The 20,807-nt window shown below is 72.9% G+C and carries 17 protein-coding genes; 12 read left to right on the forward strand and 5 right to left on the reverse strand.

Features of this window, described 5'->3' with window-relative positions:
- Window positions 1-18 precede the first annotated feature (18 nt).
- Window positions 19-1,137 (reverse strand): FAD-dependent monooxygenase, encoded by a 1,119-nt coding sequence (locus BJ983_RS07760; RefSeq protein WP_179793288.1) that lies wholly within the window; start codon window positions 1,135-1,137, stop codon window positions 19-21.
- Between the two features lie 44 nt (window positions 1,138-1,181).
- Entirely contained in the window at window positions 1,182-1,751 is a 570-nt protein-coding gene (locus BJ983_RS07765; RefSeq protein ID WP_343053869.1) for a TetR/AcrR family transcriptional regulator, read from the reverse strand.
- 142 nt (window positions 1,752-1,893) lie between these two features.
- Between BJ983_RS07765 and BJ983_RS07770 the strand changes: the two genes are divergently transcribed.
- From BJ983_RS07770 to BJ983_RS07780, 3 genes are read left to right on the forward strand one after another with little or no spacing between them, the layout of a single operon-like run.
- Window positions 1,894-3,384, forward strand: a complete 1,491-nt coding sequence (locus BJ983_RS07770) for an aldehyde dehydrogenase family protein (RefSeq protein ID WP_179793289.1) — start codon at window positions 1,894-1,896, stop codon at window positions 3,382-3,384.
- Entirely contained in the window at window positions 3,381-4,922 is a 1,542-nt protein-coding gene (locus BJ983_RS07775; protein ID WP_179793290.1) for an APC family permease, read from the forward strand. The genes BJ983_RS07770 and BJ983_RS07775 overlap by 4 nt, the downstream gene beginning before the upstream one ends.
- A 4-nt stretch (window positions 4,923-4,926) precedes the next feature.
- Window positions 4,927-6,495: a GMC family oxidoreductase N-terminal domain-containing protein gene (locus tag BJ983_RS07780; RefSeq protein WP_179793291.1), complete on the forward strand. Its 1,569-nt coding sequence runs from the start codon at window positions 4,927-4,929 to the stop codon at window positions 6,493-6,495.
- A gap of 466 nt (window positions 6,496-6,961) precedes the next feature.
- Here BJ983_RS07780 and BJ983_RS07785 read toward each other — a convergent pair whose 3' ends face one another.
- Window positions 6,962-7,408: a hypothetical protein gene (locus BJ983_RS07785; RefSeq protein ID WP_179793292.1), complete on the reverse strand. Its 447-nt coding sequence runs from the start codon at window positions 7,406-7,408 to the stop codon at window positions 6,962-6,964.
- Window positions 7,409-7,451: 43 nt separating this feature from the next.
- Here BJ983_RS07785 and BJ983_RS07790 point away from each other — a divergent pair, with 43 nt between their 5' ends.
- Together BJ983_RS07790 and BJ983_RS07795 are read left to right on the forward strand one after the other, a co-directional pair.
- The gene (locus tag BJ983_RS07790; protein WP_179793293.1) at window positions 7,452-8,303 is read left to right on the forward strand and encodes a siderophore-interacting protein; all 852 of its coding nucleotides are present in this window, start codon (window positions 7,452-7,454) and stop codon (window positions 8,301-8,303) included.
- 22 nt (window positions 8,304-8,325) lie between these two features.
- Window positions 8,326-9,039 (forward strand): hypothetical protein, encoded by a 714-nt coding sequence (locus BJ983_RS07795; protein ID WP_179793294.1) that lies wholly within the window; start codon window positions 8,326-8,328, stop codon window positions 9,037-9,039.
- 67 nt (window positions 9,040-9,106) lie between these two features.
- Here BJ983_RS07795 and BJ983_RS07800 read toward each other — a convergent pair whose 3' ends face one another.
- Window positions 9,107-11,932 (reverse strand): aconitate hydratase AcnA, encoded by a 2,826-nt coding sequence (locus BJ983_RS07800; protein ID WP_179793295.1) that lies wholly within the window; start codon window positions 11,930-11,932, stop codon window positions 9,107-9,109.
- 354 nt (window positions 11,933-12,286) lie between these two features.
- Between BJ983_RS07800 and BJ983_RS32140 the strand changes: the two genes are divergently transcribed.
- The 6 genes from BJ983_RS32140 to fabI all read left to right on the forward strand — a co-directional run bounded on the left by BJ983_RS32140 (window position 12,287) and on the right by fabI (window position 18,489).
- Window positions 12,287-13,612: an NlpC/P60 family protein gene (locus BJ983_RS32140; RefSeq protein WP_179793296.1), complete on the forward strand. Its 1,326-nt coding sequence runs from the start codon at window positions 12,287-12,289 to the stop codon at window positions 13,610-13,612.
- Window positions 13,613-13,658: 46 nt separating this feature from the next.
- The gene (locus BJ983_RS07810) at window positions 13,659-14,780 is read left to right on the forward strand and encodes an AAA family ATPase (RefSeq protein ID WP_179793297.1); all 1,122 of its coding nucleotides are present in this window, start codon (window positions 13,659-13,661) and stop codon (window positions 14,778-14,780) included.
- A 170-nt stretch (window positions 14,781-14,950) separates the two neighbouring features.
- Entirely contained in the window at window positions 14,951-15,880 is a 930-nt protein-coding gene (locus BJ983_RS07815) for a DUF58 domain-containing protein (protein ID WP_179797494.1), read from the forward strand.
- On the forward strand, window positions 15,880-16,848 hold the full coding sequence (locus BJ983_RS07820) for a VWA domain-containing protein (RefSeq protein WP_179793298.1): 969 nt from the start codon (window positions 15,880-15,882) through the stop codon (window positions 16,846-16,848). The genes BJ983_RS07815 and BJ983_RS07820 overlap by 1 nt, the downstream gene beginning before the upstream one ends.
- A gap of 81 nt (window positions 16,849-16,929) precedes the next feature.
- Window positions 16,930-17,634: a 3-oxoacyl-ACP reductase FabG gene (gene fabG / locus BJ983_RS07825; protein WP_179793299.1), complete on the forward strand. Its 705-nt coding sequence runs from the start codon at window positions 16,930-16,932 to the stop codon at window positions 17,632-17,634.
- Window positions 17,635-17,721: 87 nt separating this feature from the next.
- The gene (gene fabI, locus BJ983_RS07830; protein ID WP_179793300.1) at window positions 17,722-18,489 is read left to right on the forward strand and encodes an enoyl-ACP reductase FabI; all 768 of its coding nucleotides are present in this window, start codon (window positions 17,722-17,724) and stop codon (window positions 18,487-18,489) included.
- 382 nt (window positions 18,490-18,871) lie between these two features.
- Here fabI and BJ983_RS07835 read toward each other — a convergent pair whose 3' ends face one another.
- Entirely contained in the window at window positions 18,872-19,576 is a 705-nt protein-coding gene (locus BJ983_RS07835; RefSeq protein ID WP_179793301.1) for a M50 family metallopeptidase, read from the reverse strand.
- Between the two features lie 142 nt (window positions 19,577-19,718).
- On the opposite strand from BJ983_RS07835, the gene BJ983_RS07840 reads away from it, so the two are divergent.
- A complete protein-coding gene (locus BJ983_RS07840; protein WP_179793302.1) occupies window positions 19,719-20,789 on the forward strand; it encodes a ferrochelatase in 1,071 nt (356 codons plus the stop codon).
- The last annotated feature ends 18 nt before the right edge of the window (window positions 20,790-20,807 follow it).

Raw genomic sequence — 20,807 nt, forward strand, 5'->3', positions numbered from 1 at the left:
CTCGGTGAGGGCGGCAGCTTATGGCGTGGCGCGCCGACGCGCGGCGGACACGCCCGGCGGCGTCCACCCGAGGACGCCGTCGAGGGCACGCACGGTGACCGCCGCCGGGACCAGACGACCCAGGGCGTCGCGACCCGCCGTCGGGATGGCACCGGAGAGACCCGCGACGAGCCCGGCCAGCCGGGCCCGCCGGGTGAGGCGTGCCGTGCGTGGCCGCCGGAGGCGGTCGTAGCCGGCGGGGTCGTCGGCGTACCGGGACAGGACCGCGGCGTCCTCGAGGGCCAGGCAGCCACCCTGGCCGAGGTTCGGGGTCATGGCGTGGGCGGCGTCGCCGAGCAGGAGGTGGCGTCCGCGGACGAAGGTCTGCAACGGCGGGAGCCAGGCCAGCTCGGTGACGTGGGCGGAGCCCGGGTCGACGGCGTCGAGCAGTTCCGGGATCGGGGCGTGGAAGTCGGCGAGGCGGCGGCGCAGCGCGTCGAGGTCGGTGGCGGCGGGCTCGTCGTCGCGGACCACCGCCCAGAGGTTCACCCGGCCGTCGCGCAGCGGCGCCACGCCCGCGTAGCAGCCGTCGCCCCAGGTCTCGCCGCCCTCGTCCGGAGGCTCGGCGACCTGTGCCGCGAGCCGCCAGGCGACGGTGCCGGTGCCCCGGGGCCGGGCGTGCGGCACGACCACGCGGCGCACCACCGAGCCGATCCCGTCGGCCCCGACGACGAGGTCGGCGTCGATCTCCGCCGGCCGCTCGACGGGGGAGGAGCTGCGGACGACGTCGGGCGGGAGCGCCTCGCGCAGGATCCCGAGCAGCCGGGCGCGGGGGAGCACGGTGATGCCGTCGCCGTGCCGGGCGATCATGCGGCGGTTGTCGCTGCGCACGAGCCAGCGGCCCCGCCGGTCCCGGATGCCGCCCGCGGCCTGCACCAGCCCCTCGTCGCGGACCGTGTCGCCGAGCCCCAGCACGTCGAGCGCCCGCAGGGCGTTCGGCCAGATCGAGATGCCGCCACCGAGTCGGCTCGCGGAGCCGTCACCCGCCCCGTCGTCGAGCCGTTCCCGCACCTCGACGTCCCACCCCGCGAGGATCAGACCCCGCGCGGCGGCGAGCCCGCCGATCCCGCCCCCGACCACCACGGCGCTGCGTCCCACGGGCCCCGCATCCCCGCGGCCGCGCGTCCGCAACCCCCGACGGGTCAGCGCGCCGTCGGGCCCTCGATCACGCGACGGAAGAGCCGGTCGAGTTCGTCCACCGTCGACGGCGGGTCGGCGATCGCCTCCTGCACGAGCAGCCCGCAGAACATCGCGGCCAGGACGCGCCCGGTGACGGGGTCGGTGCGGGCGCTGAAGATCTCGACGAGCGCGTCGTCCCACGCGGTGCTGAGGACACGCAGTCGCGGCCGGTGCAGGGCGGCGATGTAGAGGTCGTACTCGACGACGGTGTGCGGCCGCTGGTCGTTGAGGTGCTCGACCACGAGGTCGGCGAGCGCGCGGGGCAGGTCGGCGTCCACGGGGAGACCGCTGGCCCAGGCACGGACGAGCCGGATGTTGTCCTCGGCCGCGCGGTCCAGGGCGACCTCGAGCAGGTCGTCGAGGGTGGCGAAGTGGTAGGTGGTCGACCCGAGGGGGACCTCGGCCTCCGCCGCCACCGCCCGGTGGGTCAGCCCGTCGACGCCACGGCGCGCGATCACGGCCATGGCGGCCCGGGCGATGCGCTCCCGGCGGTCCGGGTCGCTGGTGCGGCTCCGTCGTACCGGGCTGGTCACGACACCATCTTATGGACACCTGTCCGCGCTCGGTGTACACCTGTACGGATTCTTCACAGGGGGCCGACACGGCACCGGCAGCTCGCGCACCCGTCGTCGGGGAGTCGCGAAGGACCGACCCGAGACCGAGGAGGCAGCCCAGGTGGGCCAGCTGTACATCGACGGCACGTGGAGCGACGCGGCGGAGGGCGGTAGCCGGGAGATCCGGTGCCCGGCCGACGGTCGGCTCGTCGGCGAGGTGAGCGAGGCGACCGCGGGCGACACCGAACGGGCCATCGGCGCGGCGCGGACGGCCTTCGACGACGGACGCTGGTCGACCGTCGCACCCGCTGAGCGCGGCGCCCTCCTGCTGCGGGTCGCCGACCTGCTCCAGCGCGACAAGGACCGGCTCGCGCGGGCCGAGACCCTCGACACCGGCAAGCGCGTGGTCGAGTCCGAGATCGACATGGACGACATCACGAACTGCTTCCGCTGGTTCGGCCACCTCGCGGCCTCCGACGACGGGCGGCTCGTCGAGACCGGCGTGCCGAACGCGCGCAGCAAGGTCGTCCACGAGCCCGTCGGCGTGTGCGGGCTGATCACGCCGTGGAACTACCCGCTGCTGCAGACGGCGTGGAAGGTCGCGCCGGCCATCGGCGCCGGGTGCACGTTCGTGCTCAAGCCGAGCGAGCTGACCCCGCACACGGCGATCATCCTCATGGAACTGCTGGAGGAGGCCGGGCTGCCGTCCGGGGTCGGAAACCTCGTCCTGGGTGCGGGCGCGACGGCGGGCGGACCGCTGTCGACCGACCCGCGTGTCGACATGGTCAGCTTCACCGGCGGCCTGGCGACCGGGAAGATCCTCATGGCCAACGCCGCGGCGACCGTGAAGAAGGTGGCGCTCGAGCTGGGCGGCAAGAACCCGTTCGTCTGCTTCGCCGACGCCGACCACGACACCGCCGTCGACAACATCCTCACCGGGATCTTCCTGCACTCCGGCCAGGTGTGTTCCGCAGGCGCCCGCCTGGTCGTCGAGGAATCGGCGCACGACCGGATCGTCGACGACCTCGTCGAGCGCGCGCAGCGCATCGTGCTCGGCGGGCCCGACGACGCCGGCACCGAGACCGGGCCGCTGATCTCCGCCGCCCACCGCGAGAAGGTCGAGGCCTACGTCGCGCAGGGCGTCGCGGAGGGCGCGGTGCTGCGCTGCGGCGGCGAGCGGCCCACCGACCCGCGCCTGGCCGACGGGTTCTACTACCCGCCCACGATCCTCGACCGCTGCACGCAGGACATGTCGGTGGTGCACGACGAGTCGTTCGGCCCGGTGCTCACCGTCGAGACCTTCACCGACCTCGACGACGCCGTGCGGATCGCCAACGACACCGAGTACGGGCTCGCCGGCGCCGTGTTCTCCGCCGACCACGGCACCTGCGAGGAGGTCGCGGGCCGCCTGCGCCACGGCACGGTGTGGATCAACGACTTCGGCCCGTACGTGCCCGCCGCGGAATGGGGCGGCTTCGGCCACTCCGGCGTGGGCCGGGAACTGGGCCGCGCCGGCTTCGCCGAGTACCAGGAGACCAAGCACATCTGGACCAACACCCGGCCAGGGCCGACCGGGTGGTTCCCCTCTTCCACGACAGGGAGTGGTTCATGACCAGCACCGACAGCCAGGACATCGACGAATTCGGCTACAAACCCAGCCTCGTCCGCTCGCTCGGCAGCTTCCACACCTTCGCGGCGGGGATCAGCTACATCTCGATCCTCACCGGGACCTTCCAGCTGTTCTACTTCGGCCTGGGCTCCGGGGGACCGGCGTACTGGTGGTCGTGGCCGATGGTGTTCGTCGGCCAGCTGATGGTGGCGCTGTGCTTCTGCGAGCTCGCGGCACGGTTCCCGGTGGCCGGCTCGATCTACAACTGGACCAAGCGGCTCTCCAGCCCGCACACCGCCTGGCTCGCCGGCTGGACCATGCTCACGGCCTCGATCGTCTCGATCGCCGCCGTCGCCCTCGCCCTGCAGGCCACGCTGCCGGAGCTGTGGTCGGGCTTCCAGTTCATCCCGATGTCCGGGGACGACGACACCGGGGCCCAGGCGCTCAACGGGGTCATCCTCGCCGCGCTGCTCATCGTGTTCACGACGGCGGTCAACGCGTTCGGCACCAAGCTCATGGCGCAGATCAACGCGGCCGGGGTGTTCATCGAGCTGATCGCCGCCGTGCTGCTGATCGTCCTGCTGGCCATCAACATCGTGCGCGGCCCGCAGATCGTGTTCGACACCGGTTCGATCGACGCATCGGGCCGGCCGCTGGGCTACGCCGGCGCGTTCCTCGTCGCGATGTTCGCCTCGCTCTACGTCATGTACGGGTTCGACACCGCGTCCTCGCTCGCCGAGGAGTCCCACGACCCGCGCCGCAACGCCCCGAAGGCCATCCTGCGCGCGCTGTTCTTCTCCTTCCTGCTCGGTGGTCTCATCCTGCTGTTCGCGCTGATGTCCGCGCCCGACCTCGCCGACCCGGCGTTCAGCTCCCTCGGCGGGCTCCAGGCCCTGATCCTGGCGGTGCTCGGTCCCGTCGGCGGGTCGGTCATCCTGGTCGCCGTCGTCATCGCGGTGGTGGTGTGCGCCCTCGCGGTGCACGCCGCGGCGATCCGGCTGGCGTTCGCGATGAGCCGGGACAACAACCTCCCGGGCGGCACGACGCTCTGCACGATCAGCCCGCGCTTCGGCACCCCCGTGGTCGCCTCGGTGGCGATCGGCGTCATCGCGATCGTGCTGCTGTTCGTCACGTTCAGCCCGCAGATCTACACCGTGGTCACCTCGATCGCGATCATCATGATCTACACCGCGTACCTGCTGGTCACGGTGCCGCTGCTGCTCAAGCGGCTCCGCGGGCAGTGGCAGCCGCGGGAGGGCGCCTTCTCGCTCGGCCGCTGGGGCGTCCCCGTCAACGTGCTCGCCGTGCTCTGGGGCGGCTTCATGACGGTGAACCTCGCCTGGCCGCGCAACGAGGTCTACAACGCCACCGAGCCCTTCCACTGGTACCTGCAGTGGGGCGGGGTGCTGCTGCCGGGCGTGATCCTCGGCGTCGGCTTCGCCTACTACTGGACCATCCAGCGTCACAAGACCGGGGTCGTCGCCGCGCACGCGCGGGAGACCAGCCCGGAGTCCACCACGCCCGTCGTCGGGGAGGCCTGAACCCGTGCAGACAGAGTTCGACTACGTGATCGTCGGCGGCGGCACCGCCGGGTGTGCCGTGGCCGCGCGGCTCTCCGAGGACGCCGACGTCAGCGTCTGCCTGATCGAGGCGGGCCCGTCCGACGTGGGTGACGACGCCATCCTCGACCTCTCCCGCTGGATGGAGCTGCTCGAGTCCGGCTACGACTGGGACTACCCCATCGAGCCGCAGGAGTCGGGCAACTCGTGGATGCGCCACGCCCGGGCGAAGGTGCTCGGCGGCTGCTCCTCGCACAACTCCGCGATCGCCTACTGGGCGCCCCGGGAGAACCTCGACGACTGGGCCGCCGGCGGGGCCACCGGGTGGTCCGCCGACGAGTGCTACCCCTTCTACCGCAAGCTCGAGACCGCCCTGGACGGCCAGGAGCACGCCGAGGCGCCCGGTCGCGGGACCGACGGGCCCGTGACCATCCGCACCGTCGGCGACCAGGACCCCTGCGGCGAGGCGCTCCTGCAGGCCTGCGAGCAGGTCGGGCTGCCGACCACGCCGTTCAACACCGGACGCACCGTGGTCCGGGGGGCCAACTGGTTCCAGGTGAACGCGAACCCCGACGGCACCCGTTCGTCGGCGTCGACGGCCTACATCCACCCGAACCTGGACCGCCCGAACCTCACCGTGCTCACCGGGTACCGGGCGGAGAAGCTGACGACGGACACCTCCGGGGCCCGCCCGCGGGTGACCGGGGCCCGTCTGCGCACGCCGGACCAGCGCCGCGCGGTCGAGGTGACCGCACGCCGCGAGACGGTGCTCTCGGCCGGGGCGATCGACGGCCCGAAGCTGCTGATGCTCTCCGGGATCGGGCCGGCCGAGCACCTGCGCGAGGTCGGCATCGAGGTCCTGGTCGACGCGCCCGGCGTGGGCGAGAACCTCCAGGACCACCCGGAGGGCCTCGTGCAGTGGGAGGCCCTGCAGCCGATGCCCACCGCGTCGACCCAGTGGTGGCAGATCGGCATCTTCGCGGGCTCCGAGGGCCGGACGACCCCGGACCTGATGTTCCACTACGGCTCGGTGCCCTTCGACCTCAACATCGTCCGCTACGGCTACCCGACCGCAGAGAACACCTTCTGCCTCACCCCGAACGTCACCGGGGCGCAGTCGAAGGGGACCGTGCGGCTGTCCTCGCGCGACTTCCACGACAAGCCCAAGGTCGACCCGCGCTACTTCACCCACGAGCACGACCGCGAGGTGATGATCCGGGGCATCCGGGTTGCGCGGGAGATCGCGGCCGCGCCGGCCCTGAAGGAGTGGGTGGGCAAGGAGCTCGCGCCGGGGGAGCAGGACTCGACCGACGAGGAACTCTTCGAGTACATCCGCAAGACCCACAACACCGTCTACCACCCCTCCTGCACCGTGAAGATGGGCGCCGAGGACGACCGGATGGCGCCGGTGACCCCGACGCTGCAGGTCAAGGGCGTCGACGGGCTGCGCGTCGCGGACGGTTCGGTGATGCCGGACCTCATCACCGTCAACCCCTGCATCACCACGATGATGATCGGCGAGCGGTGCGCCGACTTCATCCGCCGCGGGGTCTGACCGCACGGTCCCGGCCGGACCCTGGTGCGCGGCGCCGTCGAAGCGCCGCGCCCCGGGGGCCGGGTCGCCGAGGAGCGGGAGCGCCTCGCCGAGGACCTCGACCGGCCGGTCGAGGAGTCGGCGGACCTGCTCGGGCGTCGCGCCCGTGACCACGAGCCGCACCTCCACCGGCGCGGGCGCCTCTGCCGCGGCGTCCAGCTCGGCCGCCAGCCACGGCTCCTCGCACAACGCGCTCCACGCAGCGGCCGACAGCACCTGCGCCGCCCGGTCGTAGGCCACCTCCACGAGGTCCTGCCTCGAGGCGGTCCGCGCGACGTGCATCGACAGGCGCTCGGACCTCGGCCGTCGCTCGGCCGTCCGCGGCGAACACCCGCAGCATCGACCCGACGATCACCGACCGGGCCTCGTCGAACACCAGTTCGTCCATGCCGGCAGGCTAGCGCCGACCCCCGACGGTCACGCCCGGTCAGCAGCTCCGGGTCGCTCCGGTCACCGGCGGCATTCCGCCCGGCGGCGCCGCCACGTCGCCCACCCCGCCGCCGGAGACGACGGTGACCGGACCACCCGTCGTCGCGACCACCAGCGAGTCCACGTCCGGGTCCCGGAAACGGGCGTCGAGCCAGCTCACCCGCACCGTCCGCGCTCCCGTCCAGGTGACCGCCACCCCGGCGGCCGAGTCCGAGCGGGTCGCGCCCACCACCCGCAGGACGGGCTCGCCGGAGACCGCGCAGCCGGGGGCGGTGAACCCCAGCGTGTAGCCGAACGGGCTCCCGGACCCCGCGGAACTCTGCATCACGACGGCGTCGACCGTCCTGTCCGGTGAGGGCGCACGCACGACCTCGATGCGCTCGACGTCCGGGGCGCACGCGGTCAGTGCCACGAGCAGCAGCACCGCCGGCAGCAGACGCCTCATGGCCGGTTAGGTTAGCCTCACCTGCCGACAGGAGGAGAGTGCGATGACCACCGAGGCCACCCGGACCGGCACCCCGTACGCGCTCCGGCACGCCGAGGTGCTCGACAGCCGACGGATCACCCCCGGGGTGGTGCGGGTGACGCTCGGCGGCCCCGACCTCACCGACCTGCCCCACGCCGCCCCGGACGGCTACCTCAAGCTGTTCTTCCCGCTCACCCGCGGGGGGGTCCCGACCCTCCCGGAGGTCCCCGCGGACGGCGACATCGGACGCTGGTACCGCTCCTACCTCGCGATGCCCGACGGCGAGCGCCCCCCGATGCGGACCTACACCCTGCGCCGCCGGCGCGACCACCCCGGCGGCGTCGAGATCGACGTCGACCTGGTCCTGCACGGGGACGGCCCCGGCTCGTCGTGGGCCCGCGACGCGGCCGCCGGCGACCGGGTCGCCTTCACCGGCCCCTACGGCCTGTACTCGCCCCGATCCGAGCACGACGCGGTCCTCCTCGTCGGCGACGAGACCGCCGTGCCTGCCATGGGCGCCATCGTCGAGTCGCTGCCCGCGGGCACCCGGGCCGAGGTGGTCGCGGCGGTGTCCTCGGGCGCGGAGGCCCGGAGCTTCACGACGGCGGGGGAGGTCGGGGTGAGCTGGGTACACGGCGGGGCGACGCTGCTCGACGTCGTCACCCAGACCGACCTGCCCGGCGACCGGCCGTACGTCTGGCTCGCGGGCGAGGCCGGCACGGTGCGCGACCTGCGCCGCCACCTCACCCGCGAGCGCGGCGTCGACCGCCGGGACATCCAGTTCTGCGGGTACTGGCGGCGCGGCAGGAGCGAGGAGCAGGCCGCCGCGGAGGCGATGGCCGCCGCGGAGCGGGGCGAGGAACCGGCCGAGTGAGGGCCGTGTCAAGGTGAGCCCCGTGCGCGAGCTGCTCTGGTCGACCTTCCTGCCCTGGGCCCGGATCCCCGGCACGCCGTCGTACCGCCCGGTCGAGGCCCCTGCCGACCTGCCCGGATACCGCCCGTACACCGAGGACCACGAGTTCCCCGGCGCCACGATCGACGACACCCGGTCCCGTCGGGTGTACCACCGCCTCCTCGCCGCCGAGCCGGCCCGGGTCGCCGAGGCGGCCGCGCTGCTCGACCGGCTCGGCCTCGGGCACGGTCCCGACGACGAGGCCTGGCGCGCCGTGGGGGAGTGGTTCGCGGCCCGGCCGGTCGACGACGCGACCCCGTCGCTGGCCCTCGACCTCGGGCTGCTGCTCGGCCGCCGCGTGATCGAGACGCGCGACGACGCGCGCTGGGAGGCGGACGCCGACAGCGTGCAGGCCTACCCGCAGGTGGTGCTCGGCCCGACCGCAACCGTGATCGCCCTCCCGCTGCAGGCCGTCGAGTCCCACGCCGACCTCGGCGATGTCCTGACGACCGGACTGGAGACCACCGAGCCCGATTCTGCGACGGAGTTCCTGGCCCACCTCGAGCATGTCCTCTCCGAGCAGGAGACGCCGCCGACCGACGAGGAGATCGGCTGGCTGCTCGCCGAGTACGGGCTCGAGGAGCTGCCCGACGAGGCGCGGGAGCGGCTCGAGGGCCACCCGACCCGCACCGACCCGGCGTCGGGAACGGCCTCCTAGACCCCCTGCAGACGACGGAGGGCGGTGCCCCTCGTCGAGGAGCACCGCCCTGGGGGACCGTCAGGTCCTAGCCGAGCATCTTGCGGAGCACGTACGGCAGGATGCCGCCGTTGCGGTAGTACGCCGCCTCGCCGGGCGTGTCGATGCGCAGGCGCGCGTCGAACTCGATCGCGTCGCCCGACTCCGGCTGCGCGGTCACGTGCACGGTGTCGGGGACGCCGCCGTCGTTCAGAGCGGTGACCCCGGAGATCGAGAAGGTCTCCGTGCCGGTGAGACCGAGCGAGTCGGCGTCCTGGCCCTCCGGGTACTGCAGGGGCAGCACGCCCATGCCGACCAGGTTCGAGCGGTGGATGCGCTCGTAGGACTCGGCGATCACGGCCTTGACGCCCAGGAGCGTCGTGCCCTTCGCCGCCCAGTCGCGCGAGGAGCCGGAGCCGTACTCCTTGCCGGACAGGATGACCAGCGGGGTGCCCTCGGCGGCGTAGTTCTGGGCCGCGTCGTACACCGCGGCCTGCTTGCCGCCGTCGGTGTAGTCGACGGTCCAGCCACCCTGGGGGAGGTCCTTGCCGTCGGCGTCCTTCAGCTCGTTGCGCAGGCGGATGTTCGCGAACGTGCCGCGGATCATCACCTCGTGGTTGCCGCGGCGCGAGCCGTAGGAGTTGAAGTCCTTGCGCTCGACGCCGTTCTCCTTGAGGTAGCGGCCCGCGGGCGACTCCTCCTTGATGGCACCGGCCGGGGAGATGTGGTCGGTGGTCACCGAGTCGCCGAGCTTGAGCAGCACCCGCGCGCCCTCGATGTCGGTGACCTCCGACGGCTCCCGGTCCATGCCCTCGAAGTACGGGGGCTTCCGGACGTAGGTCGACTCCTGGTCCCAGGTGAAGGTCTCGCCCTCGGGGGTGGGCAGCGAGGTCCAGCGCTCGTCGCCGGCGAACACCTCGGCGTAGCGCGAGGTGAACTGCTCGGCGGAGAGCGAGGACTCGATGACCTCCTGGACCTCCCGCGGCGAGGGCCAGATGTCGGCCAGCGTGACCGGGTCGCCCTGCGGGTCGTACCCGAGGGGCTCGGTCGAGAGGTCGAGGTCCATCGTCCCGGCGAGCGCGTAGGCCACCACCAGCGGCGGGCTGGCCAGGTAGTTCATCTTGACGTCGGGGTTGATGCGACCCTCGAAGTTGCGGTTGCCCGAGAGGACCGCGGTGACCGCGAGGTCCTCGTCGTTGATGGCCTTCGAGATCTCCTCGGGCAGCGGGCCCGAGTTGCCGATGCAGGTGGTGCAGCCGTACCCGACGAGGTTGAAGCCGAGCTTCTCCAGGTAGGGCAGCAGGCCCGAGCGCTCGTAGTAGTCCATGACGACCTTGGACCCGGGCGCGAGGGAGGTCTTCACCCACGGCCGACGCTCGAGGCCCTTGTCGACGGCGTTCCGGGCCAGCAGGGCCGCGCCGATCATCACCGACGGGTTCGACGTGTTGGTGCACGAGGTGATCGCGGCGATGGTGACGGCGCCGTGGTCGAGCTCGAGCTGCGTGCCGTCGGAGAGCGTGACCGGCACCGGGTTCGACGCGCGGCCGCCCGGGTCGCTCGGCTGCTTGTGCACCGAGGGCTTGTCGGCCTGCCCGTTGGGGTGCTCGGCGGGCGGGTCGGAGGCCGGGAACGACTCGCTGTCGGACTCCTCGGACTGCGACTTCGCCGACCCGTCGTCGTCGACGTAGTCCGGCAGCGACGCGCGGAAGGACTCCTTGGCGGCGTCGAGCTGGATGCGGTCCTGCGGGCGCTTCGGGCCGGCGATCGACGGGACGACCGTCGAGAGGTCCAGCGACAGCGTCTCGGAGTAGTCGGCCTCGTGCTGCGGGTCGTGCCAGAGGCCCTGCTCCTTGGCGTAGGCCTCGACGAGGGAGACCTGCTCCTCGTCGCGCCCGGTGAAGCGCAGGTAGGTCAGCGTCTCGTCGTCGATCGGGAAGATCGCGCAGGTGGAGCCGAACTCCGGGCTCATGTTGCCGATGGTGGCGCGGTTGGCCAGCGGCACCGCGCCGACGCCCTCGCCGTAGAACTCGACGAACTTCCCGACGACGCCGTGCTCGCGCAGCATCTCGGTGATCGTCAGCACCAGGTCGGTGGCGGTGGCGCCCGCCGGCAGCTCACCGGAGAGCTGGAAGCCCACGACCTTGGGGATCAGCATCGAGACCGGCTGGCCGAGCATGGCCGCCTCGGCCTCGATACCGCCGACGCCCCAGCCGAGCACACCGAGGCCGTTGACCATCGTGGTGTGCGAGTCGGTGCCGACCAGCGTGTCGGGGTAGGCCTGGCCGTTGCGGATCATGACCACGCGCGCCAGGTGCTCGATGTTGACCTGGTGGACGATGCCGGTGCCGGGCGGGACGACCTTGAACTCGTTGAACGCGGTCTGGCCCCAGCGCAGGAACTTGTAGCGCTCCTCGTTGCGCTGGTACTCCAGCTCCACGTTCTTCTCGAACGCGTCCGGGGTGCCGAAGAGGTCCGCGACGACCGAGTGGTCGATGACCAGCTCGGCCGGGGCGAGCGGGTTCACGCTCGACGCGTCGCCGCCCAGCTCGGTGACCGCCTCGCGCATGGTGGCGAGGTCGACGATGCAGGGGACGCCGGTGAAGTCCTGCATCACGACGCGGCCCGGCACGTACTGGATCTCGGTGTCCGGCTCGGCCTGCGGGTCCCACTGCGCGAGCGCGTTGATGGTGTCCTGGGTGGTGACCAGGCCGTCCTCGGTGCGCAGCAGGTTCTCGAGCAGGACCTTGAGGCTGAACGGCAGCCGCTCGTGGCCCTCGACCGCGCTCAGGCGGAAGATCTCGTACGAGTTGCCGTCGACCTCGAGGGTCCCCTTGGCGCCGAAACTGTCGACGCTTCCGCTGGCCTCTTCGCTCACGCGTCTCCTCCTCGTTCCCGAGGGCCCGTGGTGGGAGCCCGTCGGTGCTGGCTGCTCTCGCGGCCGGTCTGCGGATGTGGTGCCCGGCGCCGCGCCCGGTCAGTCCTGGTCGATGCAGGTGGGCGGCCGCTCGGAAGGGCCGCACGGCGCCCGCTCGCGGGGAGTCTGTCGCACGCCCCCTCCACGGCGCACCCGCACCCCCGGACCTGCTGCAACCAGGTTACGACGATCACGTCGGACGGGCCGGACACCGTCGGGTGCCCTCCGACACGCCCACGGGCGCGTGGTGGCGCCGCGCCGGGACCGCGGGCTGGTCCACTACCGCCGCCGAGGGGCGAGGACGGGGGTGGACCGGTGGTGCGAGCGCTCGTCGTGACGGGCGTCCTCCTGCTCGCGCTCGCCACTCCGGCCGCCGCGCAGATCGCCCCGCCACCGCCCGGGGATCCCGGCGGGCCGGCGGCGGAGGTCGGTCGGCTGGTCGGGCAGCTCTCCACCCTGCAGACGCAGCTCGACGACCTGGCCACGGCCGCCGGGCACCGCCGCGAGCTCGCGAACCGTGCGGTGGCCGACGAGACCGCCGCGCAAGCCCGGGTGGCGTCGACACGCGCCGATGCATCGGCCGCGCGGCAGGACGCCGACCGGATCGCGGGCGAGGCCGAGCAGGCCCGCGCGCGGGTCGACGCGTGGGTCGCCGCCCAGTTCCAGCAGGCCGACTCCTCGAGCATCGTCGCCGCGCTGGCCGGGACGAACGGCCCGAACGACGTCGCGGAGCGCCTGCAGCTGCAGGGCCTGGTCTCCGACGAGCAGACCGCGGCCCTCGACGGCTACGAGCGGATGCGGGTCGACGCCGCGAACGCCGACTCCCGGGCGCGGAAGGCGGCGGGCGACGCCCGGGCCGCGGCCGACACCGCGCGGGACGCCGCGACCACCGCCCGCGACCAGCTGGCGGCCGCCCAGTCCGCGGTCGCGGCGCAGCAACAGCGCATCACCGCCGTCACCGCACAGCGCGCGGCCGCCCAGGCCCGGCTCGCCACCCTCGAGGCCTCCGACGCCGCCCTGGCCGCCCAGCGGCGGCGGGCCGAGGCGGCACAGACCGCCCGCGAGCAGGCGCAGAGCGCCGACGACGCCGCACGACGGGCCGCCGCCGTGGCGCGGCTCGCCCGTGTCGCCCCGAAGCCCGCCGTGACCACGCCGGACCCGGACCCGCCGTCGGGAAGTCCGGGGACACCGACGACGACCTCACCGCCCGCCCCCGCCGATCCGGTGGAGATCGTCATCGACCGGGCTCTGTCCGAGCTCGGCACCACCTACGCGTGGGGCGGCGGGAACGGCGACGGACCGACGCGGGGGATTCGCGACGGCGGGGTCGCGGACGCCTTCGGGGACTTCGACAAGGTCGGCTTCGACTGCTCGGGGCTGATGGTCTACGCCTTCGCCGGCGTCGGGAAGGCGCTGCCGCACTACTCGGGGTACCAGGCCGACGCCGGGCCGAAGTTCCCGCTCGACCAGCGCCGGCCCGGGGACATGCTGTTCTGGGCCGACGGCGACGGCATCCACCACGTGGCGCTCTACCTCGGGGACGACCGGATGGTCGAGGCGCCGGAGTCGGGGAAGGTCGTGCGGGTGGTCCCCGTCCGCTTCGACGACGAGATCGTCCCGACGGTGACCCGCCTGCTGTAGCGACCTCACCTCACGTTGTCGGTGGGGATGGGTACCGTCACGCCCGATGTCCGACGAGGGAGAAGTTGTGTCTGCTGCTGACGGTCCCGCGACGCCCGCGCACGACGCCGCGCAGCTCGAGCGCCTGGTGGTGGAGGTCAAGCGGGTGATCGTCGGCCAGGACCGCCTGGTCGAGCGGATGCTCGTCGGTCTCCTCGCGAAGGGGCACCTGCTGCTCGAGGGTGTGCCGGGCGTGGCGAAGACGCTCGCGGTGGAGACGTTCGCGACGGTGGTGGGCGGGTCGTTCGCCCGCATCCAGTTCACGCCGGACCTCGTGCCTTCGGACATCCTCGGCACCCGCATCTACCGGCAGGGCCGGGAGGCGTTCGACGTCGAGCTCGGTCCCGTGGTGTCGAACTTCGTCCTCGCCGACGAGATCAACCGCGCCCCCGCGAAGGTGCAGTCGGCGATGCTCGAGGTGATGGCCGAGCGGAAGGTGTCGATCGGCGGGGTCAGCCACCCGATGCCCGACCCGTTCCTCGTGCTCGCCACGCAGAACCCGATCGAGAACGAGGGCGTCTACCCGCTGCCGGAGGCCCAGCGCGACCGGTTCCTGTTCAAGATCCTCGTCGAGTACCCCACCGCCGAGGAGGAGCGCGAGATCGTCTACCGGATGGGCGTCCGCGCGCCGCAGCCGCACACGGTGCTCGACCCGGCGGAGCTGCGCCGCCTGCAGGACGTCGCCGCCCAGGTCTTCGTGCACCACGCGCTGGTCGACTACGTCGTGCGTCTCGTGGTCGCCACCCGCTCGCCCGCGGAGCACGGCATGTCCGACGTCGCCGGGTGGGTCGCCTACGGCGCGTCCCCGCGTGCGTCGCTCGGCATCATCTCCGCCTCCCGCGCGCTCGCCCTGGTCCGCGGGCGGGACTACGTGCTGCCGCAGGACGTCGTCGACATCGCGCCGGACGTGCTGCGCCACCGGCTCGTGCTGTCCTACGACGCCCTCGCCGACGGCGTCCCGGTCGACCACGTGGTCACCCGGCTCCTGCAGACCGTGCCGCTGCCGCAGGTCAGCGCCCGGCCGGTGGCGGTCACCGGTCCGGCGTCGCAGGCGCCGCAGCACGGCTCGGCACCCGGCCCGCAGCAGGGCCAGCAGTACGGCGGGCCGCAGGCGGCGGCCGGATCGTGAGCCCGGAGGAGTCCGCGTCCGGCGGTCCGTCGCCGGGGCCCTCGTGGTGGCCGCGTCTGCTCGGCCGGCTCGGGGTGGCGCCGGAGGGGGAGCCGTCGGCCGCGCCGGAGACCTCGGGGGAGGAGCCCCGTCGTCGGGACGGCGGGGGGCCCGACCCGCACCCGCCGTCGCTGGCGCCGGACAGCGCCCACCTCCAGGCCGCGCTGCGCACGCTCGAGCTGTCCGTGCGGCGACGCCTCGACGGTCTCCTGCAGGGGAACCACCTCGGTCTGGTGCCCGGTCCCGGGTCGGAGGCCGGTGACGCGCGGGTCTACCAGCCCGGCGACGACGTCCGGCGGATGGACTGGTCGGTCACGGCGCGCACCTCCGAGCCCCACATCCGGGAGACGATCGCCGACCGCGAGCTCGAGACGTGGCTCGTCGTCGACCTGTCGCCGAGCCTCGACTTCGGCACCGGCGGCTGCGAGAAGCGCGACCTCGCCGTCGCCGCGTGCGCCGCGGTGGTGCACCTGACGCAGGGCGGGGGCAACCGCATCGGCGCCGTCGTCGCCAACGGCACCGGCCTGGTGCGGCTGCCTGCCCGGGGCGGGACCGCCCACGTGCACGGGCTGATGCGTCGCATCGCGAGCACGCCCCGCGCGCCGGAGGGCACCCGCGGCGACCTGGTCGGCGCCCTCGAGGCCCTGCGCAACCCGCCCCGTCGTCGGGGGCTCGTGGTGGTGGTGTCCGACTTCCTCGGCGACACCGACTGGAGCCGCGCCCTGCGCGCGCTCGCCGTGCGCCACGACGTGCTCGCGATCGAGGTGGGCGACCTGCGGGACGAGGAACTGCCCGACGTCGGCACCGTCGTGCTCGCCGACCCGGAGTCCGGGCACTCGCGGGAGGTGACCACCACGCCCACCCTGCGGCGGCGCTTCGCGGCGGAGGCGGCCGCGCACCGCGACCGGGTCGCGTACGCGATCCGCGCCGCCGGGGCCGGGCACCTGCGGCTGCGCACCGACCGCGACTGGATCGCCGACGTGGTGCGCTTCGTCGTCGCGCGCAAGCGGGGCTGGTCGGGGCAGGGCACCGCGCCGCTCGCGGGCGGGGGGAGGGCCTGATGTTCTCGCACCCGTGGTGGCTGCTCGCCCTCCTCGTCGTCGCCGCCCTGACCGCCGCGTACGTGGTCAACGAGCGCCGGCGCAGGCGCAACACGATGCGCTTCACCAACCTCGGTGTGCTCGAGAAGATCGCGCCGAAGCGGCCCGGGCGGCTGCGCCACGCGCCGGTCGCCCTCGTGCTCGTGGCGCTGACCTGCCTCGTCGTGGCCCTGGCCGGTCCGCTGGCCACCGAACAGGTGCCGCGGAACCGGGCCACCGTCATGCTCGCGATCGACGTCTCGCTCTCCATGCGGGCCACCGACGTGAGCCCGAGCCGCCTGCAGACCGCCCAGCAGGCGGCGACCGAGTTCGTCGACGAGCTGCCGCCCGGGATCAACCTGGGCCTCGTGTCCTTCGCCGGCACCGCCACCGTGCTGGTCTCACCGACCCGCGACCGCGACACGGTGAAGCGGGGTATCGCCACGCTGCAGCTGGCGGAGTCCACCGCCACCGGCGAGGCGATCCAGGCGTCGTTGGCGTCGATCCGGTCGGTCGCCAACCAGATCCAGGGCCCGGAGGAGCCGCCGCCCGGCCGGATCATCCTGCTCTCCGACGGCAAGCAGACCATCCCGTCGGACCTCGAGGCCCCGCGCGGCGCGTTCACGGCGGCCGACCAGGCCAAGCAGCAGAACGTGCCGATCTCGGCGATCTCCTTCGGCACCGAGTACGGGGAGATCGAGATCGAGGGCCGACCGGTGCCCGTGCCGGTCGCCGACTCCGACATGCAGGAGATCGCCCGCCGCTCGGGCGGCGACTTCTCCAAGGCGGCCACCCAGCAGGACCTCAAGGCCACCTACGACACGTTGCGCGAGCAGATCGGCTACGAGTCGCAGGAGGTCGACACCGGAGGGGACTGGCTGCTGGCCGGCTCGATCCTCGTGGTGATCGGGCTCGGCACGGCGTTCGCGCTGGGTGCGCGGTTGCCCTGAGACGTGATGCATCTCCACCGGTCGCCGCTACCTGTCGGTAGCCACTAGCGTTCGCCGCGCCACCGACGGAGGAGGACATGCGTGAGCCGGGTCGTGCTCGTGACCGGAGGCAACCGGGGCATCGGCCTCGCGATCGCGAAGGAGCTCACCGCCCGCGGTGACACCGTCGTCGTCACCCACCGCAGCGGCGAGCCGCCGGAGGGGCTGCACGGCGTGATCTGCGACGTCACGGACTCCGCGGCCGTCGACGCCGCCTTCTCCCAGGTGGAGTCCGAGCACGGGCCGGTCGAGGTCGTCGTCGCGAACGCGGGGATCACCCAGGACGGCCTGCTCATGCGGATGCCGGAGGACGCGTTCACCGGGGTGCTCGACGCGAACCTCACCGGGGCGTGGCGGGTCACCCAGCGGGCCACCCGCGGGATGATGAAGGCCCGCTTCGGCCGGCTGATCTACATCTCGAGCGTCGTCGGACTCACCGGGGCGCCGGGGCAGGTCAACTACGCGGCCTCCAAGGCCGGCCTGGTCGGCATGGCGCGGTCGGTCGCGCGGGAGCTGGGCGGGCGGGGCATCACCGCCAACGTCGTCGCGCCCGGCTACGTCGACACCGACATGACCGCCGACCTCACCGACAAGCGGCGCGAGGAGATGATGGCGGCGATCCCGCTCGGGCGGACCGCCCAGGCCGACGAGATCGCCAAGGCCGTCGCGTTCCTCGCCTCCGACGACGCCGCGTACATCACCGGCGCCGTCCTCCCGGTCGACGGTGGCGTCGGCATGGGCCACTAGGTGGCTTCGCCAGGTGAGCACTTCCGGTCGTCATAGCGACCGGAAGTGCTCACGAGGTCCCCGGCCACATCGAACCAAGGAGATTTCGTGGGTCTGCTCGACGGCAAGCGCATCCTGGTCACCGGGATCATCACCGACGCGTCGATCGCGTTCCACGTCGCCAAGGCGGCGCAGGAGGCGGGCGCGACCGTGATCGTGACCGCCTTCGGCCGCCCGTCGCTGGTGAAGCGGATCGCTCAGCGACTCCCCGAGCCCGCGCCGGTGATCGAGCTGGACGTGCAGAACCAGGAGCAGCTCGACGGACTCGCCGACGCCGTGCGCGAGCACGTCGACGGCCTCGACGGGGTGCTGCACTCCATCGGCTTCGCGCCCGCGTCGGCGCTGGGGGAGGGCGCCTTCCTCAACGCCCCGTGGTCGGACGTCGCGACCGCCATCGAGGTGTCGGCCTACTCGCTGAAGTCGCTCGCCGTGGCCTGCAGGCCGCTGATGGGACGCGGGTCGAGCATCGTCGGGATGGACTTCGACAACCGCGTCGCGTGGCCCGCCTACGACTGGATGGGCGTCGCCAAGTCCGCCCTCGAGTCGACCACCCGCTACCTCGCGCGCGACCTCGGCCCCGACGGCATCCGCGTCAACCTCGTCGCCGCGGGCCCGCTCAAGACCATGGCCGCCAAGTCCATCCCGGGCTTCGCGTCGTTCGAGCAGGCCTGGACCGACCGGGCACCCCTGGGCTGGGACCTCTCCGACCCGACCCCGGTGGCCAAGACGGCCTGCGCCCTCCTCTCGGACTGGATGCCCACCACCACCGGCGAGATGGTCCACGCCGACGGTGGTTTCCACGCCGTCGGCGTCTGATCCTTCGTCCCGACGGCGGGTGCGGGCCCGCGGTCCACTTGGCAGGAAAGCGTCGTTCCCGGCGTCCAGTGACAGCAACGCCGCGTCGTCGAATCCCTCTGCGGGCGCCGAGCGGGAGCAGGCCGGCCCTCCCGAACCCTCGCGAACGAGACTCACATCAGGCAGGCCAAGTGTGCCGCTGGCCTGCCTGATGTGAACCTCGCGAGAGGCGGCACCCACCCCGCACCGCGAGACCCACATCAGGCAGGTCCGATGGGTTCGCGGCATGCCTGATGTGCACCTCGGGCCCGCGACGGCCGGACCATGATCACGTCGAGTGGACGCCCATGGCTGGTCAGGACCCCTGCGAGCAACCATGACGGTCCACTCGACCTGATCTTGGTCAGGCCCGGACGTCGAACGGCCACACCCCGTCCGGCCACGCGTCGCCGACGAACAGCAGCCGTCCTCCCGCGTAGAGGCACACCACCGCGACGGTGACCCAGAACGTCTGCCACACCAAAGCAGGAAGAAGGGTCAGGGACTGCATTCGAGCGGCGTCGGATGGAGCTCGCCGACTCATGATCACCGAGGCGCGAACGCCACCGAGGAGCAGCCACCACACGACCACGGCCGCGAGCGCAACCTGCAGCACGTCGCTTCCCAACCACAGCACCAGCACCAGGCCGACGACCGCGACCAGTGACACGAGATTGGCGAGGGCGTTCGCGGCGGCGAGGAATGTGAGCGCGAGGATCACGATGACTGCCACGAGAACACCCCATGCATTGCCGTCCGCGAGCACGGCCGCGCCGCCGAGGCCCACCAGAGGTGGTCCGAGGTAGCCGGCCGGAACGGTCAGGTAGAGCCCGACGCCCCACTCGCCTGTCCCGCTCTCTGTGAACCCACCCCCGCCGTCGGACAGATGGATGCCGCGGAGCCCTCGGAAGGTCAGGACATTCATCAGGGCGTGGGCACCCTCGTGGACGAGGGTCGGGATCGACCCCGCCCATGAGCCGGTGAACACAACCAGCAACAACGCGATGAACCCGGCGCCGTAGACCACCGGTTCGCCCACGATCGACACGTCGATGAGCTCGTCCACCACGCCCCCCGGCGACCCGTCCGGCGAGCCCCCCTCGCCGTGCGTAGTCACAAGATAGATCGACTCGTCCGTTCGTGAAGATAGGCCGAACGGGCGGGCGTGGGTCACAGGTGGCACGAGTCGCGAGACGGGGAACGATGGTGGTGTGAGCACCACCCCGTACGACGCCGTTCTCGTCCTCTCCTTCGGCGGCCCCGAGGCTCCGGACGAGGTCCGGCCCTTCCTGGAGAACGTCACCCGCGGACGCGGGGTCCCGCCGGAGCGTCTCGACGCGGTCGAGGAGCACTACCAGCACTTCGGTGGGGTCAGCCCGATCAACGCCCTGAACCGGGAACTGGTCGCGGCGCTACGTCGCGAGCTCGCCGAGGCGGGGCTCGACCTCCCGGTGTACTTCGGCAACCGGAACTGGCACCCGTTCGCCGAGGACACCGTCGCCGAGATGGCCCAGGACGGGATCACGAACGCGCTGGTGTTCGCCACGAGCGCGTACGGCGGCTACTCGGCCTGCCGGCAGTACCACGAGGACATCGCGCGGGCCCGGGACGCGGCGATCGAGCGCACCGGGAGCGCGCCGGACCTGATGAAGCTGCGGCACTTCTACGACCACCCGCTGTTCATCGACTCGGTCGCCGACGGCGTGCGGGCCGCCCGCGAGCGGCTCGACGCCGGGCACGAGGCCCGTCTCGTCTTCACCGCCCACTCCGTCCCGATCTCGGCCGACGAGACCGCCGGGCTCCCCTCGGAGGGCGGGCACCGCTACTCGCGCCAGATGACGGAGGCGGCCCAGCTCGTCGCGGACGCGGTCGGGGCCTCCGACCACGACCTCGTCTGGCAGTCCCGCTCGGGCCCGCCCCAGATCCCGTGGCTCGAGCCGGACATCGTCGACCACCTCGACACGCTGCACGAGAAGGGCGTGTCCGCGGTGATCGTCAGTCCGGTCGGGTTCGTGTCCGACCACCTCGAGGTGGTGTGGGACCTCGACAACGAGGCCTCGGAGCACGCCGACGAGATCGGCATGGGGTTCGCGCGTGCCGCGAGCGCCGGCTCCGACCCGCGCTTCGTCCGGATGATCGTCGAGCTGATCACGGAGCAGACCGGCGACACCACGCCGCGCACCCTCGGCTCCGCACCTCGCGCCGGGGTGGGCTGCAACGGGGCCCTCTGCGCGCCGGGGTGCTGCGAGCCGCCCGCCCGGCGGCGACCGACCTCGTCCTGATCGGAACGAACGGCCGCA

The sequence above is a fragment of the Actinomycetospora corticicola genome, assembly GCF_013409505.1.
GTDB lineage: Bacteria > Actinomycetota > Actinomycetes > Mycobacteriales > Pseudonocardiaceae > Actinomycetospora > Actinomycetospora corticicola.

What these genes read in the sequence shown, in the direction of transcription:
- BJ983_RS07775 (WP_179793290.1), top strand. Translation starts at nt 3,381, where the DNA reads ATGACCAGCACCGACAGCCAGGACATCGACGAATTCGGCTACAAACCC.
- BJ983_RS07785 (WP_179793292.1), bottom strand. Translation starts at nt 7,408, where the DNA reads ATGAGGCGTCTGCTGCCGGCGGTGCTGCTGCTCGTGGCACTGACCGCG.
- BJ983_RS07790 (WP_179793293.1), top strand. Translation starts at nt 7,452, where the DNA reads ATGACCACCGAGGCCACCCGGACCGGCACCCCGTACGCGCTCCGGCAC.
- BJ983_RS07810 (WP_179793297.1), top strand. Translation starts at nt 13,659, where the DNA reads ATGTCCGACGAGGGAGAAGTTGTGTCTGCTGCTGACGGTCCCGCGACG.
- BJ983_RS07820 (WP_179793298.1), top strand. Translation starts at nt 15,880, where the DNA reads ATGTTCTCGCACCCGTGGTGGCTGCTCGCCCTCCTCGTCGTCGCCGCC.